The 19,762-nt window shown below is 45.0% G+C and carries 13 protein-coding genes; all 13 read left to right on the forward strand.

Translation table 11 applies throughout. The features are described from left to right. The first annotated feature begins 348 nt into the window (after positions 1 to 348). The 13 genes from mgtE to GPK81_RS08635 all read left to right on the forward strand — a co-directional run bounded on the left by mgtE (position 349) and on the right by GPK81_RS08635 (position 19,760). Entirely contained in the window at positions 349 to 1,743 is a 1,395-nt protein-coding gene (gene mgtE / locus GPK81_RS08575; protein WP_174096184.1) for a magnesium transporter, read from the forward strand. A gap of 248 nt (positions 1,744 to 1,991) precedes the next feature. Further along, positions 1,992 to 3,383: an alanine/glycine:cation symporter family protein gene (locus GPK81_RS08580; RefSeq protein ID WP_119248185.1), complete on the forward strand. Its 1,392-nt coding sequence runs from the start codon at positions 1,992 to 1,994 to the stop codon at positions 3,381 to 3,383. Positions 3,384 to 3,609: 226 nt separating this feature from the next. Next, positions 3,610 to 4,212, forward strand: coding sequence for a bifunctional phosphoserine phosphatase/homoserine phosphotransferase ThrH (gene thrH / locus GPK81_RS08585; RefSeq protein WP_021978201.1), 603 nt, complete (start codon positions 3,610 to 3,612; stop codon positions 4,210 to 4,212). A gap of 329 nt (positions 4,213 to 4,541) precedes the next feature. Beyond that, positions 4,542 to 6,263 (forward strand): ATP-binding protein, encoded by a 1,722-nt coding sequence (locus GPK81_RS08590; RefSeq protein ID WP_215706889.1) that lies wholly within the window; start codon positions 4,542 to 4,544, stop codon positions 6,261 to 6,263. Beyond that, positions 6,264 to 11,735: a leucine-rich repeat domain-containing protein gene (locus GPK81_RS08595; protein WP_215706890.1), complete on the forward strand. Its 5,472-nt coding sequence runs from the start codon at positions 6,264 to 6,266 to the stop codon at positions 11,733 to 11,735. Continuing rightward, complete coding sequence (locus GPK81_RS08600; RefSeq protein WP_021978198.1) at positions 11,732 to 12,679, forward strand: AAA family ATPase; 948 nt, start codon at positions 11,732 to 11,734, stop codon at positions 12,677 to 12,679. The genes GPK81_RS08595 and GPK81_RS08600 overlap by 4 nt, the downstream gene beginning before the upstream one ends. 1 nt (position 12,680) lies before the next feature. Next, entirely contained in the window at positions 12,681 to 13,850 is a 1,170-nt protein-coding gene (locus GPK81_RS08605; protein WP_118070506.1) for a DUF58 domain-containing protein, read from the forward strand. A gap of 20 nt (positions 13,851 to 13,870) precedes the next feature. After that, positions 13,871 to 16,177: a transglutaminase family protein gene (locus GPK81_RS08610; protein ID WP_178087470.1), complete on the forward strand. Its 2,307-nt coding sequence runs from the start codon at positions 13,871 to 13,873 to the stop codon at positions 16,175 to 16,177. Positions 16,178 to 16,209: 32 nt separating this feature from the next. Next, entirely contained in the window at positions 16,210 to 17,058 is an 849-nt protein-coding gene (locus GPK81_RS08615; RefSeq protein ID WP_021978195.1) for an alpha/beta hydrolase, read from the forward strand. 69 nt (positions 17,059 to 17,127) lie between these two features. Continuing rightward, positions 17,128 to 17,682, forward strand: coding sequence for a helix-turn-helix domain-containing protein (locus GPK81_RS08620; RefSeq protein WP_021978194.1), 555 nt, complete (start codon positions 17,128 to 17,130; stop codon positions 17,680 to 17,682). 182 nt (positions 17,683 to 17,864) lie between these two features. Further along, positions 17,865 to 18,242 carry a GntR family transcriptional regulator gene (locus GPK81_RS08625; protein WP_021978193.1) on the forward strand — a complete coding sequence of 126 codons (378 nt, stop codon included), beginning with the start codon at positions 17,865 to 17,867 and terminating at the stop codon, positions 18,240 to 18,242. Between the two features lie 16 nt (positions 18,243 to 18,258). Next, positions 18,259 to 19,110, forward strand: coding sequence for an ABC transporter ATP-binding protein (locus GPK81_RS08630; RefSeq protein ID WP_118070502.1), 852 nt, complete (start codon positions 18,259 to 18,261; stop codon positions 19,108 to 19,110). Beyond that, positions 19,107 to 19,760 carry an ABC-2 transporter permease gene (locus GPK81_RS08635; RefSeq protein ID WP_021978191.1) on the forward strand — a complete coding sequence of 218 codons (654 nt, stop codon included), beginning with the start codon at positions 19,107 to 19,109 and terminating at the stop codon, positions 19,758 to 19,760. The genes GPK81_RS08630 and GPK81_RS08635 overlap by 4 nt, the downstream gene beginning before the upstream one ends. Positions 19,761 to 19,762 lie beyond the last annotated feature (2 nt).

Genomic DNA, 19,762 nt, shown 5'->3' on the forward strand with positions numbered 1-19,762 from the left:
AGTGAAAGATGGAAAGAACAGAGAGGGATGAGAATGTTCCATTCTGTTTTAAGTGTACAGAATATTATGTCTGTATATCAGAAGGATATATATGACAGGATATATAGGTGACACCAGAATCTGTACGGTATTATTACATTATAATTGTAGCAGGATTATAATAGATATCTTTTTCATTCTTCTCATTCTGAGAATCTTACAGTAAGGCGATCATGTATAAATTCATTTCGCTTTATACTCAAATCCCAAGGAAACACAATCGAAAATCAAACAGCACATAGACATGCTTTAACATGTCTGTTTTTGGTGTGCGTGTTTTGTGCGAAACTATGTGAGGAGGATGAGAAAATGACAAAAAGAAATCAGGATTTTTCAAAAGATATTCTGAGTCTGATCCGAAGCAGTGTTTCTCCGGCAGTTTTAAGTGAAAGGCTGCAGGATTTCCACGAAAACGATCTGGCGGAAGTATTAAGAGAATTAAGCACTGCGGAGCGCAGCAGACTATACCGTATCCTGGAAAGCAGTATGCTGGCAGATGTTTTTGAATATCTGGAGGAAGAAGAAACTGCACAATATCTGGAAGAGATGGATGTAAAAAAAGCGGCAGCCATTCTTTCCAAAATGGAAACCGATGCCCTGGCAGATGTTTTAAAGCAGATCGATAAAGAAAAACGCAAGCTTCTGATCCAGCTTCTGGATGAACAGGTGCGGAAAGATATTGAAATGATCCGCTCCTTTGATGAGGATGAGATCGGAAGCAGAATGACAACGAATTGCATTGTGATCCGTGAAAACCTGACCGTAAAGCAGGCCATGAGTGAGCTGGTTTCCCAGGCGGCAGATAATGATAATATTTCTACGATCTTTGCAGTGACGGACAGAGGGGAGTTTTATGGAGCTCTAGATCTGAAGGACCTGATCACAGCAAGACAGGACCATCCTATGGAAGAGCTGATCGTAACTTCCTATCCATATGTGTATGGTACTGAGCAGATCGACGACTGTATGGAACGGCTGAAGGATTATTCTGAAGATTCTATTCCTGTATTGGACGATGACAATCGTTTCCTTGGAGTGATCACATCCGCAGGGATCATCGATCTGGTAGACGATGAGATGGGAGAGGATTATGCAAAGCTGGCTGGTCTGACTGCAGAGGAAGATCTGAAAGAACCTCTTTTTGAAAGCATGAAAAAAAGAATGCCCTGGCTGATCGTTCTTCTGGGTCTTGGTATGGTGGTATCTTCTGTTGTGGGAATATTTGAAAAAGTAGTTACCTGTCTGCCGATCATCATGTGTTTCCAGTCTCTGATCCTGGATATGGCAGGAAATGTTGGAACCCAGTCCCTGGCTGTAACCATCCGTGTACTGATGGATGAGACACTGACAGGCAGACAGAAAGCAGAGCTTGTGCTGAAGGAAATGCGGATCGGTCTTTGTAACGGTGGTCTGCTCGGTATCCTGTCTTTTGTGCTGATCGGATTGTATATTTTCTTATTCAAAGGAAAAACTCTCGTATTTGCCTATGCGGTATCCGGCTGCATCGGATTATCCCTGCTGGTGGCCATGCTGGTATCCAGTGCTGTGGGAACCTGCATACCACTGTTTTTCAAAAAGGTTGGTGTGGATCCGGCAGTAGCCTCAGGTCCGCTGATCACTACGGTGAACGATCTTGTAGCCGTGATAACATACTATGGAATGAGCTGGATCTTCCTGATCGAGATGTTCCACCTGGCTGGCTGAGAGGAAAATGCAGCTATGTTCATAAAAACAGACAGATATCAGAAATCTGTCGGATAACAGAAAAGTTACCGATACAAAAAAATTCCGGATCGAAAGATTCGGGATTTTTCTTTACATACAAACAGAAAGCTATTATAATAAAAGATACGCTTTGCCCGTTTAAAACGTTGCAGAAATAAATACAAACAACGGGCAGAAAAAGAGAACAAAACGATCACATGGGGTGATTGGGGAAAGGAAACAGTAACATGATAGTAACAATGATTGAAAAGGTCTATACATTTCTGTGGGGAGATCTGATAAGGATCCCGCTTCCGGGAGGAAGTACGCTGGGAATCTCACTTCTGATCCTGCTTCTGATTCCGACCGGTATTTATTTTACCATCAGGACAAAGCTTCTGCCGATCCGTCTTTTTCCGGATATGGTACGAGCCCTGTCAGAAAAGAAAAGTGACAAAAATAATCTTTCAGCATTTCAGACGCTGATTGTGTCTACAGCTACCCGTGTGGGAATGGGAAACCTGGTCGGTGTGGTAGCTGCGATCTCGGCAGGAGGTGCAGGAGCGGTATTCTGGATGTGGATCACGGCGCTGATCGGTTCCTCCACTGCTTTTATCGAAGCAACCCTGGCACAGCTCTATAAAGAAAAGGATCCTCTTTATGGTGGCTACAGGGGCGGTCCTGCCTACTATATCCACCGTTACTGGGAAGAAAAACAGGGCAGAAAACGAAAAAAGGTTCTGCTTTCCGTTCTGTTTGCTATTTCCGGCTTGATCTGCTGGTGTGGGATCAGTCAGGTTATCAGCAATTCCGTCACGGCGTCTTTCAAAAATGCTTTTGATATTCCGCCGATGTATACTACCATCGTGCTGGTAGTGATCGCAGCTGTGATCGTGCTTCGGAAGAATGCAACGGTTAAAGTTCTGGATCTTCTGGTGCCGGTGATGGCAGTGCTTTATTTTGTGATCACGCTGTTTATTATATTTACAAATCTTGGAAGTATGCCGGGAGTATTTAAACGGATTTTTGAAGAAGCTTTCGGATTTCGTCAGGCTGTTGCCGGCGGATTTGGCGTCGTGCTGATGAACGGAGTAAAAAGAGGCCTTTTTTCCAATGAGGCTGGAAGCGGCTCTGCTCCCTGTGCAGCAGCGGCAGCAGAATGTGACAGTCCGGTAAAAGCCGGATTTGTCCAGGCCCTGGGTGTATTTGTGGATACGATCGTGATCTGCAGCTGTACAGCTATGATCATGCTTTTGGCCCCGGAAGATCTGGTACAGGGGCTTTCCGGAATGGGACTTCTTCAGACTGCCATGCATTATCATATGGGGCAGTTTGGAGTGATCTTTATTGCTGCAACACTGTTTATGTTCAGCTTTTCCACATTCCTGGGAATCCTGTTTTATGCAAGAGGCAATGTGGCCTATCTTTTCGGTGATAACTGGGCATCCCAGACAGGGTATAAAGTACTGGCCCTTGTGATGCTGTTTATCGGCGGGATCGCAGCCTATACATTTGTGTGGGATCTGGGAGATGTGGGAATTGGTCTGATGACGATCTTTAATATTTTCATGTTATATCCTCTTGGGGAAAAAGCACTGAAAGAACTGAAGATTTACGAAGCAGAGAAAAAGAAAAAATAAAACAGATAAAAAGTCCGGCGGACTGTGACAGAAAAATGTCATGGTCCGCCAGAAAACTGTTTACAGACCCGGAAACTATATGGTAATATATCAAAGTAAAGCGATAAAAGAATAAAGAGTTCTGATGGCTATGCATATATACGTTGTGTATATGTAATGTGGATAAGACATAGATCAGGCTCTGTGAAATACCAGCGATCAGCTGGATGAAGAGGAGGATATGAAAATGTATATTACATGTCTGGACGTAGAAGGTGTACTGGTACCGGAGATCTGGATCGCATTTGCAGAGGCAAGCGGAATCCCGGAGCTTAAGAGAACAACCCGTGATGAGCCGGATTATGATAAGCTGATGAACTGGAGACTTGGAATTCTGAAAGAACATGGTCTGGGACTGAAAGAGATCCAGGAGACTATTGCAAAGATCGATCCCCTTCCGGGAGCAAAGGAATTTCTGGATGAGCTGAGATCTTTTTCCCAGGTGATACTGATCAGTGATACCTTTACACAGTTTGCAACTCCGCTGATGGAGAAGCTTGGACGGCCCACACTTTTCTGTAACACTCTGGAAGTGGCAGAGAACGGAGAGATCACAGGATTTAAGATGCGCTGTGAGAAATCCAAGCTTACGACTGTAAAAGCACTGCAGTCTATGGGATTTGACACCATTGCGAGCGGAGATTCCTACAATGATCTTGGAATGATCCAGGCAAGTAAAGCGGGATTTCTTTTCCGCAGTACAGAGCAGATTCGTGCAGATCATCCGGAAATTCCGGCCTATGAGGAGTATGATGAACTGCTTGCCGCGATCAGAGATGCAATGAAATAATATTCAGAATAACTCATTTAACCAAATCAAGTAAGTCCCCTGCGGGGTTGCGAAAAGCAATAAGCAGTGGGTGGGGACTTGCTTGTATCAGGAGGAGTGCAAGCTCCTCCTGATAAACTGCGGAGCAGTTATTTGGTGTAGAGCTACGTAGCGAAGCGGATTGCGAATATCCGCTTGATCCAAAAACAGGCGAAGAATCGACGAAGAGAAAAATAATGTCGATTTTGTGCCTGTTTTTTTGCTTTTTATATTAGAGAAGAGTATAATTGTATAAAATAGGTTTATTTTAAAAAACAATAAAAGTGAAAAAGAGGCGGGGCAAAAACTGTATGAGAACAATACTGGAATACACTGAAAACAATTTGATCTATATGATCGTACTGTGGGGCGTGATGATCCTGGCAGCTGTTTTCTGGAATCTCTACCGAAGAGAAAAGAAGGCGGCGAGAAAGGCCAGAGAAGAACTGAGGGGTGGAAAGAAATTTTACAGCTCTTTCGAAAACAACCGGAAGACAGCTTATGTTTTTGTCAGTGAGAAGAACAGAAAGGTGCTGTACGCGACACCGAATCTGGAGCTGGTAACCGGAATCCGACCGGATGATCTGAAAACGGATACAGAACTTATGACAGGTCTCATTGTACGAAAAGAAGCCAGAGAGATTGCAAAACAGCTGAATGCCTGGAATAAAGAACAGGAATTTTCCAGTGAAGTGAATTATCACAGAAGCGGAGAGAAAGAACTGCGGCGTGGACAGATACAGATCCTGTACTGTGAAAAGGATGGCGGTTATCTTCTGATTCTTTCGGATATTACAGAAGAATATGAAAAACGCCAGGAAATGGAACGGGAACTTATTACTGCCCAAAAGGAAAGTCAGTCCAAGACGGACTTCCTCTCTCAGATGTCTCACGAAATCCGTACACCGATGAATGGAATCCTGGGTATGCTGAGCCTTCTGAAAACCCATTTAAATCAGCCGGCAGCGGCAGAGGAATATCTTGCAAAAACAGAAAATCTGTCACATTTTCTTCTGACTCTGATCAACGATATCCTGGATATGTCCCGAATCGAAAGCGGCAAGGTTCAGCTGGAAGAAATTCCCTTTTCGCTGGAACAGCTGGTTGATAAACTGGATTCCATGTTCCGCAGTACTGCAGAAGCCAAGGGTATCAACTGGAAGATCGAGATGCAGGATTTTGATGTAAAATACGTGATTGGTGATGAGATGCGTCTCAGTCAGGTTATTATCAATTTCATTTCCAATGCCAATAAATTTACTCCGCCTGGAGGAACGGTAGAGGTTCTGTTTCGGCAGATGGACCGGATTGGAAATGATCTTCATTTTATGATCCGTGTCAGTGATACGGGAAAGGGAATCAAAGAAGACTTCCTCAGCAAGATCTTCCGGCCGTTTGAGCAGGAGGATGCATCTACGGCACATAACTATGGTGGAAGTGGTCTTGGAATGGCCATTGCAGACAGTATGGTACGTCTGATGAACGGGCAGATTCTGGTAGAAAGTGAAGAGGGAAAGGGAACCGAGTTCAGTGTATATCTTTTCCTGCCGATAGCAGAAGTGCAGGAACAGAATGAGGGCACGGAGATAACGGAAGCGGAAGATCCTGCGAAGACACGTGCGATAGAAGCATTCACACTGAAAGGAGTCCGGATCCTTCTTGCGGAAGATAATGATATCAATGCAGAGATCGCAATGGAGATCCTGGCCATGGAAGGTGCAGTTCTTACAAGAGCCTGCGATGGCGCGGAAGTTGTAAAAATGTTTAAAGAAAGTAGGCCATATACTTTTGATGTGATCCTCATGGATATCCAGATGCCGAAGATGGACGGATGGGAAGCGACCAGGGTGATCCGGAAGATGAAACGGGAAGATTCCGATCTTCCGATCCTTGCCATGTCAGCCAACGCTTTTCTGGAAGACCGGAGAAAATCTCTGGAATCCGGCATGAATGGCCATATCAGCAAACCGGTAGATTACGATGAAGTACGCAGGATCATCGGGGAACAGCTTTGGGCAGTAAGGAGCCATTAAATGAAAAAAATAACAAAAAAGAAAACGTTAACGGCTGTAACAGGAGCTACGGTTATTGGAGTTGCCGCAGCTGCTTTGGTAAATGGATCAAAACTGGATTCGGTATTCAACCCCGGTAAATTCGAAAAATTCGAAAATAATTATAAATCAGAAGAATATGATTATGTGGCCGGTGATGGAGAAGAAACAGACATTGCCGGTGATAATGTAAAGGATAAGCAAAAAACCAGCGGAGACGATCTTCAGGTACTTCAGCTGAAAAAGCAGGAAAATGGAAATTTGAAGGACAACAGCAGTTTTGGGATCGCAGATAGTGCAAATGATCAGAAACAAGATGATTCCGCAGATTCACAGAATAATGAAAATGCTGCAAATGGTGTGGAACTTTCTCAGGCCGATAATACAGATAACACAGAGAAAACGATCCAGAACAGTAATGGCGCCAACGGAAATGGCAGTTTTGTAAACAAGGCAGGGAATGGAAACGGCTCCGATGGAAACGGCAGTGGTGGAGGAAACTCACAGACCAAAGTTACAGGTACTCCTACACCGACTCTAGGTACCGGAGGAACTTCCACGGTAACGCCAGCTCCCACCAGTGCGCCGGTTTCAACACCAACGCCTGCGGCAACGCCAACGCCAACACAGGCTCCGGCAGAACCAACTCCAGCAGAGCCCACTCCCATACCTGCGACACCAACGCCAACACAGGCTCCTGAGACACCAACACCAGTGCCTGCGACGCCAACGCCAACTCCAAATCCGTGGAAGACGGATAAAGATACAGTAATAACGGAAGATGGAGAACTTGTTAAGCTGAGTGCGGAAATTACAAAAGAATATTATACTTTCGGAGAAACTTATCAGGCAGAAGACGGCATAGTTACAGCAACCTTTAAAAAAGACGGCAAAACAAAAGAAAAAGTTCTGAATTATGGAGGCCCTGACGGATATAGTGTAACGCTTCCCACGGTTGAGGCAGGAGGACGGTTTGCTACATTTTCTTACAGAGGAATGTCTGCAAGCGCATATTATACCGTATTGAAAAGTAATCTGGTACTCAATTATATGGTAAGCTATTCCAATGATAATAAGATCTATTCCCAGAATTTTCCGGGAACAATGCTCGAAAACAGCAAAGGAGAGGAGTTTTACAGTGCTCTGAAGAAATATACAGAAGTTCCATATAATTATGCCAAGAAGGGAAAGTATGTAGATCTTGTGGAGGTACATAAGCGGTATATTGCGGTCTTGGGAGATCCTGCGATCCAAACAGCTTTTCACAGCGATGAAGCGCAGAATATCAGTGCCAACTACAAAAATATTGTATTTCTTGAGAATAAAGATGGTTATCTTACAAATATGCTCCAGGGATTCCGGTGGACATCTTCCAATACCCTGATGGATACAGAAAGAGCGTACCTCTATTATCCTGTCGCAAACTGGGATTATTTAACCAGAAATGTGGTGGATTATATCAGCGAGGTTCCGGATGGATATAAGATCCGCCGTGTGACAGAGAATGAAGGAACAGTGCAGTATACAGCAGATCAGGTCCTGGAAAAGTACACAGGTACAGATTCTGTGCTGACAGTTCCCATGGGAGTTACCAAAGTAAAGTTAAATGAGAAAAACACATCCGTGAAAACATTTGCCATTACACAGGGTGTACAGGAAATGGATATCTCCTCAATCAGTGAGAATCTGCCGGATTTGCAGGAGTATCAGGTGGCAGACGGAGATGAACTCCATGTGGATCTCAGTATTTCTGATGGTATTCTTTACAGCAGGGACGGAAAAACACTGTTGTCAGTTCCGGCAGGAAGAAAAAATGTGGAAATCCCGGCAACCGTCACAATACTGGGAAAGGGATGTTTCGATGGCCTGTCAAAAGATGCTGTTGTCACATTTAAAGGCGAAAATCCACCTGTGCTGAAGGGGGAAACCGGTTTTTCAGGAACCATAAAGGTTGCGGATTCCCGGTACGATCTGATCTGCAAGAATTATATGTTCGCTTTTGGAAAAGAATGCGGCAATCTTGTGTTTGAAACAGAAAACGGACAGAAGGATCTTTATACATATGACAGTGAACATTCAATTTTGCTTGAAAAGAACGGAGATGGGGTTCTGGCAGCTATTCCGCAGAAGACACATGGAGAATATACAGTACCGGAAAATGTGAGATCAGTCGGAGCAGGAGTTTTTGCGGACTGTGGTTTCCTTACGGATATCATTCTGGGAGAAAATGTTGAAGAACTGAAAGAAAACAGTATGGTGCTTTCAGGCCGTGTGGTTTCGGTTACCGTGCAGAATCCGGATCTGAAGATCACAGACCATATTTTCGGTACTTCCGGTACTGATAAAGTAAATCTGGATCTGAAGATTTATGTGCCGGGTGAGGATTATGAACGTATGCTGGAATCCTGGGGCAGCATTCTTGATCCTATTTACGGAGAGGGAACTGCCAGGGCACTGTTATATACAGAGAACAGCAGCTATATCTATGAGGATGGAGCGAAGTATCAGCAGATTTTTACAGAGGGAAATATCGCCTATCGTCTGGTGTGGGTTTATCAGACCGACAGGACCGCATTTCGGATCAAGGAGGGAACGGTGGAAATTGCATCAGGCGCCCTTTATGGATGCGATGATCTGGAAATTCTTCTGATCCCGGAATCCGTAGAAACGGCAGGAGAGGATTTCCTTGGGAATCTTAACAGCCTGGAAATGGTTGCATCTGAAAATAAAACACTTTTTAAGAAGGAAACCTACGGTGCGTCATCCGATGTGGAGATCCTGACAGCTGGAGATGAATTTACAGGTTTTGGATGGGATGACGGAATCCTGTATGGAAGTACTGCAGATGGATGGACACTTCTCAATGTGCCGACAGATTATACAGAACATGTAAAAATATGGATGAATACGACTGTTCTTTATAAGAATGCAATGAAGGACTGTGATTTTCCCAACGGATTTCATATACAGGATGATATGGCACTTCAGAAAATCGGAGATTCCTGTTTTGAAAACTGCAAAGGAGAGTTCTATTATGACTTTACCGGCTGTCTTAATCTTACAGAAATCGGAGACTATGCATTTCGTAACTGTGTCAATGCACCGAAGATCATTGTGGAAAATAGTGTGAAAAAGATTGGAAAGGGTGCCTTTTATAACTGTACTGCTCTGGAGTCAGTTACTGCGCCAGGTGTTGTGGAGATCGGAGATGAAGCTTTTTACGGATGTGGAAGTATGATGAAGACAGATATTTTTTCATCTGTAGAAGTGATAGGTAACAGTGCTTTTTACGGCTGTTCCGGCCTTACAGAGGTGGTTCTTCCGGAAACTTTAAGCAGCATGGGAGAAAGCTGTTTCGAGAACTGCACCATGTTAAAAAGGGTGGTGCTGGACGGAATGCTTCAGGGAATCAGCCGGTACTGTTTTTATGGCTGTCGTACACTGACGGATGTCGTATTCCAGGATTCCATGACAAGGAGTGGAACACTGCAGGGAATTGGCGTGCGTGCTTTCGGTATGTGCACAAGCCTTGAAACAATGGATTTCAGTGAACAGACTACCCTGGAAGTTATGGGAGCAAGTACTTTTGAGAACTGTATAAGGCTGACAACCGTAAGGCTTCCGGAAAACCTGGAACAGATCCCGGATTATTGCTTTGAAGGCTGTGAGAACCTTTCCATCCTGCAGACCAAAGCAGACCATGTAACCGCTCTGGGTGAAAATATATTCGGAGAGCGGGAAGAACTGCCGAAATTTCTTCATATCTGGGTAAAACCGGAGATGGTGGAAACTTATCTGAATGCATATCAGCCAGTGCTTGATCCGGTTTACGGCGAGGGTACAACTGCTCAGGTTCTGGGTGAGATCAATGAGAAACAGGAGATCATCAGGGGAGTACTTTTTGAAAATACAGAAGAAGGCCATGTCCTGAAAAAAGCATCCACAGAATTAAGTGGAGAATATGTGCTTCCGGAAGATACCGTGGGTATTGCGGAGGATGCGTTTGAAGGATGCGATAAAATAACAGCATTTTATACTGCAGAGGGAACCAATGTTGCGCTGGGTGACCGTTGCTTCAAGGGCTGTACCGGTCTGCAGCTGGTGAGACTTCTTGGAAATATTACAGAATGGGGCGATGAGACCTTTATGGACTGTACCAGCCTTGTGACGTTAAGCCTTGGCAATACAGGCGCTCAGATCCCACGTATCGGTACCCGCGCATTTAAAAACTGTACGTCACTGGCCAGGGAGTCGCAGATTGAGATCCGTGCAGCGATAAATGTCTATGGTGAGGAATGTTTCGCAGGCTGTACTTCTCTTGCTGCGGTTGCATATACAGTTGTTGCGAGAGGTTCCCTGCAGGTGATCGAAGATGGTGCTTTCCGTGACTGTGTCAGCCTGAAGGTACTTCTGACCTCTCAGATGAGTTCTCTGACTTATATCGGGGCTTATGCCTTTGCCAACTGCGATACCCTGAAACAGCCGGCAGTTCCCGCAAAAGTGACCCATGTGGGAGAGGGCTGCTTCATGGACTGTGATAATATCCAGTATGTAAGTTTTTATGGAGCTATCGAAGAATATCCGAAATATTGTTTCAAAGACTGTACGAAACTGATCCGTACAGGTGGTACGGCTGCTGCGTTTAACGGTCTGAAGCGGATCGGTGAGGAGGCGTATGCAGGCTGTGCATCTTTAAGCACCTCTACAAGCTGGAATCTGGGAAGATATGCCAATCTGGAACAGATTGGAGACAGGGCTTTTTACGGATGCAGTGCGATGTCTGACCAGGTATTGGATGCGAAAGGTAATTTTGTGCAGAATGTCATACTGACAGGCAGTCTGAATCAGATCGGAGCGTCTGCTTTTGACGGATGCACTGCGATGCATAAACTCTGGCTTCAGGCAACACAGCCGCCGGTATTTGGAGCTTTTTCCACCAGCAGTATGGCGGAAGATTATCAGATCCTTGTGCCTGACAGCCAGGAAGACGGTGACAGCATTTATAAGACATATCTGGAAACACTTACCGGAATCCTCGGAAAAGATGAAGCATACCGGATCCTGGACTCCTTTTCTGATGGTGCAAAAGCACGTCAGGCAGCAGCTATTTCCGAGATCGAGATCACGGTGCCCGGGGATGGAAGTGCTGATACAGTGGAAGCAGCAGGAACAACAGAGGAACAGGAGACACCGGGAGTGATCGAGGAAGTTCCGGAAAATCCACAGCCGGAAGAAATACCGGAAGAAGAACCGGAAAAACCAGAGGAGCCGGAAGATCCGGGAACAACAGAGGAGCCGGAGCCATCAACCGATGAAAATATTTCTGATGGATCATCGGAGGAAACATCTCAGGAACAGACAGAACAAAGTGAACAGACGGAAGAAAGCATCACTGCGGTACAGCGGGCAGAAAGCGGAAAATTAACAGAAGAAGCCAAGGAGAGGGAATCATGATCATAGAACAGTCAGAGCAGGTAATGAAAGAAATCAAAAAGGTATTTATCGGAAAGGATGAGATCATAGAAAAGGTACTGATGGCTATTTACGCAGGTGGTCATATCCTTCTTGAAGATGCGCCGGGAGTAGGAAAGACAACCCTTGCCCTTGCTTTTTCAAGAGCACTTGGGCTTTCTTACAAACGTATCCAGTTTACACCGGATACCATGCCTTCCGATATTACCGGATTCAGTGTATACAATAAAAACACCGGTGAACTGGAATATAAACCAGGAGCTGCAGACTGTCATCTGCTTCTTGGTGATGAGATCAACCGTACTTCTCCGAAAACCCAGGCAGCTCTTCTTGAGGTCATGGAGGAAGGCAGTGTTACTGTAGATGGTATTACCCATGTGCTTCCGAAGCCATTTATCTGTATTGCCACACAGAATCACTACGGAACTGCCGGAACTCAGGCACTGCCGGAATCTCAGATGGACCGTTTCATGGTGCGTTTAAGCATTGGTTATCCGGAGAGAGACAGTCAGGTACAGATTCTGAAAAGCAGAAGAGGCAGTGGCGATATGGATCTGGTGAAAACGAGAATGAATCTGGATGATGTAAAGGAAATCCAGGGATACTTGTATTCTATTCGGATCGTAGATGAAATCCTTTATTATATTTCTGATCTCTGTGCTGCAACAAGAGAGCATTCCATGGTAGAGCTTGGTGTCAGTCCACGAGGCGCGGCGGCACTGGCGCAGCTGGCCCGTGCCCGTGCTGTGCTGCGGGAGAGAGATTATGTTGTTCCGGATGATGTACGTGAGATTTTTGAGGATGTATGTGCACATCGTCTGGTTATGAAACCGCAGGCAAAGATCGAGGGCATCACAGCACATGATGTACTGAGCCAGGTTCTTAAAGAGGTTCCAGGTCCTGCATTTGGAAGGAAGCAGAAATAATATGCGTAGATATCGAATCTGGTACGGGGCGGCAATGGTGGCTGCCCTGCTAATTTATATCATATCCAACCGAAGTGAAGCACTTACGGTTCTTCTGTGTCTGGTTGTTGTGCCGGTCCTCTCTTTTGTGATCGAACTGGTAAGCTTAAATGGATTTAAAATGGAATATAGTGTAAAATCTTCCTGTCATGTTGGACAGGAGATTCCCCTGGAAATCCGGATAAGCAAAAAAAACAGGGGCCCTCTTGGAAGGATCCAGCTGAAAATTCAGATTAAAAACACGATGTATGGAGAAGAAAAAACGCAGACAGTGATCCTATGTGCTTCCGAAAAGAAAAACGCGCAGTTTCAGCACCTGATCAAAATGGAAAACTGTGGATGTGTCAGGATCACGGTGTTACATGTGAAATGCTATGATCACCTGGGGATCTTCTGCTGGACCAGACCAGGCGCATCACAGAAGGAAGTGCTGGTGTATCCGGCGCAGCTGCAGTTAAATACACAGCTTCTGCGGCGGCCTGAAACGATCATATCCGGAGAGCTTTATGACCAGAACCGAAAAGGGCAGGATGTAAGCGAAGTGTCAGGGCTCCGGGAATATGAAAAAGGTGATTCGCTGGGAAGCATTCACTGGAAACTGTCTTCCAAGATCGATACTCTGGTTGTGCGGGAGTTTGGCTATCCGGCCAATTATAATATTCTGGTCTTATATAATGTAATGGCAATTTTCGGGGAAAACGAAATTTCCAATCAGCGCAATGATGCAGTCCTTGCTTTTACGTCTGCTCTGAGCCGGAGTATGGTAGAGCGGAATCTGGAGCATAATGTTGGCTGTGCGGCCGGAGAACTGCAGGATTTTCCGGTTTATTCTCTGGCAACCTGTGAACAAATGGTGCTGAATCTTCTGTGCCGTCCTGTTCATGAGAAGAATGGCAGGGACTCTCTGTATCGTTTTCTTCAGACAGATATCCGGCGCAAATATACCAAGATCATTTATATTACACCGGAATATGAAGAAAGCGCAGCACGACAGCTTTCCAGAGAACTTGATCTTACGATCATTCAGGTAAACCAGGACGACGGAAAAGAATATATGGCAACAGAGGGATATTCCGTCATCCCTGTGGATGCAGAAACTTACCAGAAAAAAGCATATAACATTGTAATATAGCCGGGGAAGAGAAGATGAGCATGAAAAAAAATGAGATTTTTGTTCTCAATGAGACAGAAGAGAAAAAAAACAGAATATCGGAACCGGTACTGATTTTTCTTGTGCTGGCAGGAATCCTGCTTTTTCTGAGGGACTTCAGTTATTCTGTGTGGTGTCTGGCTGCTGCTTTTTTTGTTGGTGCAGTGGTGACAGTACTGTACTGTATCACTGAAAGATCGGAAAAAGCGGCAGGGAGAATGAAGACAATATTATATGTTTCCGGGATCGCACTTTTTCTGGTAACAATTACGGTCACTACGCAGGGAATCTTTTATCTTGCAGACTGTTTTCTGGGAATGTGGAATTCCCGTTTCGGAACGGAAGCAACGCTGTTTGCGGTGGGAAGCAATGCAGGGATTGGCTCCGTGATCCTGTGGGCTTTGTTTGCGGAAGCAGTAGTTTCGTTTCTGTTTTCCCAGGTTAAAAAGAATAACATCTATGGAATTATGATTTTTATGATACCATCTGCTGCATGTGGCCTGATTCTTGGAAGCAGCAGTATGTGGCTGGCGGTTCTTTTATCGCTGGCAGGATTTTTTGGCGTTTTTATTGTATACAGTACCAGAGGACAGAATTTTGGCCTGAGGGGAATTTCTGCGATCGCATTGATCGCTGTAGTTGTGGGCGTTGTAAGTTTTCTTACAGGAGGATATCAGAAATCCGTAAAGCTGGAACAGTGGAAGCAGAAAATCTCCGCAGATGTTGAGAAATTCCGTTATGGTGAAGATTCACTTCCGCAGGGAGATCTGAGAAAAGAAGCGGAACTTCTTGACCGGGAGGAAGAAACACTGAAGCTTACAATGAACCAGCCACAGGAGTTGTATCTTCGTGGATTCGTAGGAGGTTCTTATGATGGCATGCAGTGGAATGGGATTCCGTACTCTTCATACGAAGGAGAATATGAGGGTATGCTGCGCTGGCTGAAGCAGAACAGTTTTTCGCCGCTGAGCCAGTTTGCGGTCTACGATAAACTGAATGCTCAGGCTTCCGGAAATAACTCCGGTTATATGCAGGTGTCCGTCGAAAATACAGGCGCATACCGGAAATATGTATATCTGCCGGCTGTAGCAGAAGCGTGGGAGAACGGTGTGGAGCACAAAGACTGGAATGTGGAATCCAGAAGCTTTTTTGGTGCACGCAGATATCAGTTCCAGGTATCAGAAGGAGAGGCAACTGCAGATAGTATGATTCCCGGAAACTGGCTTGAAAATCCGTCTGACAGCAGACAGGAAAGTTACGTAAAAGCAGAAAATGTTTATCATTCATTTGTCCTGGATTCTTATACAGATATCAGTGATGAGCTGAAAGAAAGGATCCTGGCGGAATTTTTTGCAGAGGATCAGGATCCGGAAGAGATGGATTTCGACGAACTGACAACGCAGATCCGTCAGGCTCTGAGAAATCATATACGATATACAGATATTCCACAGGATATGCCGGAAAACGAAGATATGGTAAACTGGATTCTGGATGGTCAGAAAGAGGGAAACGCCGTTGCCTTTGCTACGGCAGCAGTTATGGCCTACAGGGCAGCCGGGTATCCGGCCAGATACACAGAGGGTTATCACTTGTCTGATATGGATGCACAGGCAGCTTCCGATGCAGGCGAAAAGGAGGTCATACTTACCACAAAGAATGCACATGCCTGGGCAGAGGTTTATATTGCAGGTCTTGGCTGGATGCCGGTAGAAGTTGTGCCGGGACTGTACACAGAGACTTATACAGATCAGCTGGTTGAAGGGAAGCCTTCTTATCGTGTCAACACAGTTCGTGATGAAAACGGTGCGGATACAACAGATCAGGGTACCGGAAACGGAACAGGAAAGTCTGAAACCAAGGTAATCGAGAAGCATACCTGGAAAACAGTTCCGGGTGTGATCGTCCTGGTTTTATATGGGCTGTTTCTTCTGTATCTTATTCTGGAACTGCAGAGAGCGGCCAGAATAAAAATGCGGAAAAATCTGAAAAAGAAATATGCTGCGAAAGGGCAGCTGGTAGAATGGTATGTAGATGAAATAGAGAATCTTTTTGCCATCGGTGGTGTAAAGGGTGATCTGACAGATCCGACAGCGCTCTTTGAAGAAGTGAAAGTGTGCTTTCCGGGAATCCGCGAGGAGGAATATTTCCGTTCAGGAGGCCTGATCCAGAAATATCGTTTTGGCGGAATGGAGCTTATGCCTCATGAACTGCGGGTGCTCCGTGGAATGACAGAGCGGTTCCGGCAGTGTCTGTATAAGAAACAGCACTTCCCGGGAAAACTGAGACTGCGTTATTTTTACGCACGGTAGAACAGATATCGGATAAAGAAAGGATAACTGGTATGATAAATGAAAAAATTGTAATTGAGGATAAAACGGCTGATTATAATGAAGCTTATATTGAAACTTATTTCTGGCAGGAGTCAGAAGAACTTTATCTGGGACAGAAGCGACCTGCGATCGTGATCTGTCCGGGTGGAGCCTATGGTATGACTTCAGATAGGGAAGCGGAGGCGATTGCCGTGCGTTTTATGGGAATGGGATATCATGCAGTGGTACTTCGTTACAGTGTAGCACCTGCCAGATATCCGGTGGCTCTCCGACAGCTGGCAAAAACCGTAGCGCTTCTTCGAAAAAACAGTGAAAAGTGGCATATTGAAAAAGATAAAATCATTGTATCCGGTTTTTCCGCAGGTGGCCATCTGGCTGCTTCCCTGGGAGTATTCTGGAATACAGAGGAACTTGCGAAGATTACGGAAATGGATAACCAGATGATCCGGCCGGACGGCATGATCCTGAATTACCCGGTAATTACCTCCGGAGAATTTGGCCATGAAGAAAGTTTCCGCAATCTTCTGGGAGATCGTTATGAAGAACTGAAAGATCAGATGTCCCTGGAATTCCAGGTTACGGAAGATACACCCAAAACCTTTATCTGGCATACTTTTGAGGATCAGACAGTGCTGTTGGATAATACGCTTCTCTTTGTTCAGGCACTTTATAAAAAAGGGATTCCGGTGGAGTATCATGTTTTTCCACAGGGACCTCACGGGCTTGGTCTGGCAAATGAGCTGACTGCCAACGAAAATGGCAGAGGAATTGTAAGAGCCTGTGAACCATGGAGTGAACTTGCCGGAAAATGGCTGAACCGGGAATTTCCATGGTGGGGCGGCGCAAAGATCGACCGATAAGATGAGACTTGCAGCAGGCGGGAAGACCGGCCGAAGAGAGAAGAGGAATGGAGATGAGAATTAACCGGGATGGACTACTTAACCCATAATGTATCGGTAAATCTAAAAAGAATCCGGAAATCCAAAGGAATGAGCCTGGATGTGGTATCTGAGCAGACCGGAGTCAGCAAAAGTATGCTTGCACAGATTGAAAAGGGAACTGCCAATCCTTCTCTTGGAGTTCTTGGGAAAATCACCAGTGGTCTTCGGATCCGTTTTCAGGAACTGATCCAGGCACCGCCTCTGGATTCCTGCCTGGTGCATGTGCAGGAGATGGTTCCTACCAAAGAGGTAGAAGGCCGGTATAAAGTCTGGACCTGTTTTCCCTATGAAGATAATCAGCTGGTGGAGATCTACCGGATCGAGATTGAAGCCGGACAATCTTATATCAGCGGTGGCCATGGAGAAAAAACAAGAGAATATATTTCTGTGCTGCAGGGGGAGGTAACGGTGGAAGCTGAGGGTGTTTCGCATCTGGTAACAGCGGAAGATGTGCTTCGTTTTGAAACGGATCAGATTCATACATATCGAAATAATGGAAAAGGAAAAGCGGTTTTTTCTGTGACATTTCTGGATTATCACTGAATAATATGTTGCAGCTGCGTCAGATAAAATATCCTTTTTACCGGGAAACTGGTAGAGAGGGTATTTTTTTATATGTGCACGGATATGGCTTGACAATATCTCCCTGATTTTGAATAAACAGTATATAACACTTGACAACAGTTATACACTGTTATATACTGTTTATTAACAGGAGGACAACGATGAATATTATTATCAGTCATACATCTATGGAACCCATCTATGAACAGATCGTCAGACAGATTCGTGCGAAGATCATAGATGGTTCACTGAAAGAGAAAGAACCACTTCCATCCGTCCGGACACTGTCAAGAGAGCTGAAGATCAGTGCGCTTACAGTAAAAAAGGCCTATGATTTTCTGGATGAGGAAGGAATGATCGTTACCGTTCATGGAAAGGGCAGTTTTGTGGCGGAAGCCAACCGGAATCTGCTTCGGGAAGAACGGCAGAAAGAAGTGGAGGCGGATCTGGAGAATGCGATCCAGAAAGGACGGTCAGGAGGCCTTTCTGATGATGAGCTCCGGGAAATGTTTCTTTGTATTTTGGAGGATCTGAAATGAAGAGGGAGGTTCAGATATGTTAGCAGAACTTACAGAGGTCAGAAAACAGTATGGGAATTTTCAGCTGAACTGTACCATGCAGCTGGAAGAAGGAAGGATCACAGGACTGATCGGCAAAAACGGTGCAGGAAAGAGTACCGCGTTTAAAGCGATTCTGGGACTGATCCATGTGGATGATGGTACGGTCCGGATTATGGGACAGTACAGTACCGGACTTACGCCTGCACAGAAAGAGGAAATCGGGGTCGTGCTTTCCGACAGTACTTTCAGCGGATATCTGACTGTAAAGCAGATTTCATATATCATGGAAAAAATGTATCACAGATTTGACAGAGAAGATTTTCTGGAAAAATGCCGGAAGCTGTCCATTCCTCTTAATAAAAGCCTGAAAGAATTTTCCACAGGAATGCGGGCAAAACTGAAAGTTCTTCTGGCACTGAGTCATGAGGCAAAGATGCTGATCCTGGATGAGCCGACTGCCGGTCTCGATGTGGTGGCAAGGGATCAGATCCTGGATCTTCTGCGGGTATATATGGAGCAGGAAGGAAGAGGAATCCTTATAAGTTCTCATATTTCTTCGGATCTGGAAGGGCTCTGTGATGATCTGTATATGATTCATGAGGGGAAAATTGTTCTTCATGAGGACATGGATGTGCTTCTGGATCAGTACGGACTTCTGAAAGTGGAGAAGAAAGATTTTTCGGATCTGGATAAAAGAGGAATTCTCCGGGTGGCAGAAGAATCCTGGGGCTATAGCTGTCTGACCAATGAGAAGCAGTTTTATCTGGAAAATTATCCGGGACTTGTTGTGGAGCGAGGATCAGTGGATGAGATCATCTCCATGATCTCGAAAGGAGAAAAGTTATGAGAGGATTTTTGCAGAAAGATATAGAACTTTTGAAACAGAACCGGTCTTTTCTCGGGCTTGTGATAGTAATGGTTATTTTTTTCGTTTGTATAAGAAATGATGCGTTTGTTATTATCTATCTTGGGATGATGGGAGGTTTTCTTTCAATTTCTACGATTTCCTATGATGAGGCAGACCGCGGAATGGGATTTCTTATGACGCTTCCGGCGACCAGAAAGACCTACGCCATAGAAAAATATATCCTGGGTTATGGTGTGAGTTTTTTGCTTCTTTTGACAGGATTTGTGGTTTCCGCAATTGCAAACCATTTTCATGGTGTGGCTATGGAGCAGGGAGAATGGATGCTGACCTGCGAGACAGGAATCCTGATCGTAGCTTTGATCCTGATTTTGCTGATACCGGTTCAATTGAAGTTTGGTGTGGATAATGGTAGAATTGTAATGGCTGCAGTATTTGGTGGAAGTTTTGGTCTGGCTTATCTGACGGCAAAAGTTATGCAGAATTTTGGCGTGGATCTGGATCAGCTGCTGTATGAGGTACAGAATCTGGGGATTGGAATGATCACCCTGATCATTGTAGTATTTCTTGGGCTTACTTCTTATATTTCCTGCCGGATCAGCATCCATATTATGGAGAGAAAGGAATTCTGATA

This window comes from Blautia sp. MCC283, from assembly GCF_018785565.1.
Taxonomy (GTDB): Bacteria; Bacillota; Clostridia; order Lachnospirales; family Lachnospiraceae; genus Blautia_A.